This is a genomic window from Mesorhizobium sp. M2D.F.Ca.ET.226.01.1.1 (assembly GCF_004022705.2).
GTDB lineage: Bacteria > Pseudomonadota > Alphaproteobacteria > Rhizobiales > Rhizobiaceae > Mesorhizobium.
In genome coordinates, this window is sequence record NZ_RZOY02000002.1 from 148,758 (window position 1) to 151,257 (window position 2,500).

A 2,500-nucleotide genomic window follows, 5' to 3' on the forward strand; every position below is an offset into this window, starting at 1 on the left:
CGCTTGGAGCAAAAAACAAAAGAGCCCGCGCGAGGCGGGCTGTTTTGTTTGGTTGCGGGGACAGGATTTGAACCTGTGACCTTCAGGTTATGAGCCTGACGAGCTACCGGGCTGCTCCACCCCGCGTCACCTACGAGCAAGCGTTTGCTTGCGACTACGAGCAAGCGTTTGCTTGCGTTCATGGACGTAAGCGCACGCCTACGGATAGGATGGCCTACAAATAGGTAGATGGCTCACCAAATGAAAGGGCCGCTTTCGCGGCCCGGGATCCCGTTTGGCGGGCCTTATGCATGTCGCTCAAAAGTGTTAGCGGTTTTGAGCCAACGACATGCATCAATAAAATCGTAGAGAGAAGATTTATCTCCATCCGGAGCTTGATCCGGATGTGAGTTGAACATGCGCTTGGCAGACCTGGCAGCGACCTACTCTCCCGCGTCTTGAGACGAAGTACCATCAGCGCTGGAGCGTTTCACGGCCGAGTTCGGAATGGGATCGGGTGCAGCCGCTCCGCCATAACCACCAGGTCGGCAAAACGCACGTTCAAATCGAGAAGCTGTTCAGGCGCGATCCAGGGATCGTCGCCAGGCGCGATCCTTGGATCGTCGCCTTTGTGCCTTTGGAAGTTCTTTCAGCCTGGCGCCTTTCGAAGCGAAGCTTCGCAAGGTCGACCGACCGTCGGCGCTGTTGCGCCGCACCCACGTAGCGCCGCCCGAAGGGCGGAACAAGCGTGAGTGAGAACAAGATGGATATAAGTAATGAGAACGATCAAGCCTATCGAACTATTAGTACCGGTAAGCTTCAAGCGTTGCCGCTCTTCCACACCCGGCCTATCAACGTGGTCGTCTTCCACGGTTCTCAGGGAATACTCGTTTCAAGGTGGGTTTCCCGCTTAGATGCCTTCAGCGGTTATCCCGTCCGGATATAGCTACCCTGCAATGCGGCTGGCGCCACAACAGGTCCACCAGAGATCCGTCCATCCCGGTCCTCTCGTACTAGGGACAGATCCTTTCAATATTCCTACACCCACGGCAGATAGGGACCGAACTGTCTCACGACGTTCTGAACCCAACTCACGTACCGCTTTAAATGGCGAACAGCCATACCCTTGGGACCTGCTCCAGCCCCAGGATGCGATGAGTCGACATCGAGGTGCCAAACAACCCCGTCGATATGGACTCTTGGGGGTCATCAGCCTGTTATCCCCGGCGTACCTTTTATCCGTTGAGCGATGGCCCTTCCACGCGGGACCACCGGATCACTATGACCGACTTTCGTCTCTGCTCGACTTGTCAGTCTCGCAGTCAGGCAGGCTTATGCCATTGCACTCAGCGAACGATTTCCGACCGTTCTGAGCCCACCATCGCGCGCCTCCGTTACTCTTTAGGAGGCGACCGCCCCAGTCAAACTACCCACCATACATTGTCCCGGACCCGGATAACGGGCCGCGGTTAGACATCCATAGTAATAAGGGTGGTATTTCAAGGGTGGCTCCACCTGAGCTGGCGCCCAGGCTTCAAAGCCTACCACCTATCCTACACATGCCACTACGAATGCCAATGTAAAGCTATAGTAAAGGTGCACGGGGTCTTTCCGTCTAACCGCAGGAACCCCGCATCTTCACGGGGAATTCAATTTCACTGAGTCTATGCTGGAGACAGCGGGGAAGTCGTTACGCCATTCGTGCAGGTCGGAACTTACCCGACAAGGAATTTCGCTACCTTAGGACCGTTATAGTTACGGCCGCCGTTTACTGGGGCTTCGATTCAGAGCTTGCACCCCTCCTCTTAACCTTCCAGCACCGGGCAGGCGTCAGACCCTATACGTCGCCTTGCGGCTTCGCAGAGCCCTGTGTTTTTGATAAACAGTCGCTACCCCCTGGTCTGTGCCACCCTCCTCTGCTTGCGCAGAAAAGGGTCACGCTTCTTCCGAAGTTACGCGTGCAATTTGCCGAGTTCCTTCAGCATAGTTCTCTCAAGCGCCTTGGTATACTCTACCTGACCACCAGTGTCGGTTTCGGGTACGGTCTATAAGGAGGAGCTATTTCCTGGAACCACTCCGCTGCCCTTTCAATCCGATAAGATTGGACAACTTGTGTGATCCGTCACTACCTCCAGGCCCACGAATATTAACGTGGTTCCCATCGACTACGCGTTTCCGCCTCGTCTTAGGGGCCGGCTAACCCTGCTCAGATTAACTTTAAGCAGGAACCCTTGGTCTTTCGGCGGGGGAGTCTCTCACTCCCCTTACGTTACTCATGTCAGCATTCGCACTTCTGATACCTCCACCGCCCCTCACGGGTACGGCTTCATCAGCTTACAGAACGCTCCGCTACCGCTCGTGATTACTCACGAACCCTAAGCTTCGGTGTATGGCTTTAGCCCCGTTACATTTTCGGCGCAAAGACCCTTATTTAGACCAGTGAGCTGTTACGCTTTCTTTAAATGATGGCTGCTTCTAAGCCAACATCCTGGTTGTTTTGGGATCCTCACATCCTTTCCCA

At 54.9% G+C, this 2,500-nt stretch carries 1 tRNA gene and 2 rRNA genes (1 of these 3 running past the window's edge); all 3 read right to left on the bottom strand.

What is annotated here, in order from left to right:
* Positions 1-49 precede the first annotated feature (49 nt).
* Positions 50-126 (bottom strand) — tRNA-Met (locus tag EN869_RS04495).
* A 283-nt stretch (positions 127-409) separates the two neighbouring features.
* Positions 410-524 (bottom strand): 5S ribosomal RNA (rrf, locus tag EN869_RS04500).
* Positions 525-761: 237 nt separating this feature from the next.
* Positions 762-2,500: ribosomal RNA gene (locus tag EN869_RS04505) — 23S ribosomal RNA — on the bottom strand (it continues 1,086 nt past the right edge of the window).